The organism is Enterobacter sp. 50588862 (assembly GCF_001462935.1).
Classification (GTDB): Bacteria; Pseudomonadota; Gammaproteobacteria; order Enterobacterales; family Enterobacteriaceae; genus Enterobacter; species Enterobacter bugandensis.
Map to the genome: position 1 here is coordinate 1 of NZ_LNHM01000050.1, position 517 is coordinate 517.

General features: G+C 47.6%; 1 tRNA gene and 1 rRNA gene. Both read right to left on the reverse strand.

Going from position 1 to position 517, the window contains the following annotated elements:
- A 23S ribosomal RNA gene (locus tag APT89_RS22980) occupies window positions 1-234 on the reverse strand; the annotation flags it as partial.
- A 170-nt stretch (window positions 235-404) separates the two neighbouring features.
- A tRNA-Ala gene (locus tag APT89_RS22985) sits at window positions 405-480 on the reverse strand.
- Between the last annotated feature and the right edge of the window lie 37 nt (window positions 481-517).

The window sequence follows — 517 nt, forward strand, 5'->3', positions numbered from 1 at the left end:
AATCTCGGTTGATTTCTTTTCCTCGGGGTACTTAGATGTTTCAGTTCCCCCGGTTCGCCTCGTTAACCTATGTATTCAGTTAACGATAGTGCAACGAATTGCACTGGGTTTCCCCATTCGGACATCGACGGGTCAAAGGTTCATATCACCTCGCCGTCGCTTTTCGCAGATTAGCACGTCCTTCATCGCCTCTGACTGCCAGGGCATCCACCGTGTACGCTTAGTCGCTTAACCTCACAACCCGAAGATGTTTCACTTCTGATTGCGAAAATTTGAGAGACTCGAACACACCTTAAAGATGTGTCGTTTCAATTTTCAGCTTGATCCAGATTTTTAAAGAGCAAAACTTCGCAGTGCACCTTTTCAGGTTCACTCTGAAGTTTTCTTGTGTTCGCAGTAAAAGATGGTGGAGCTATGCGGGATCGAACCGCAGACCTCCTGCGTGCAAAGCAGGCGCTCTCCCAGCTGAGCTATAGCCCCATCGTTTTGCAATCTCTGTACCGCTCATCCTTTAAAA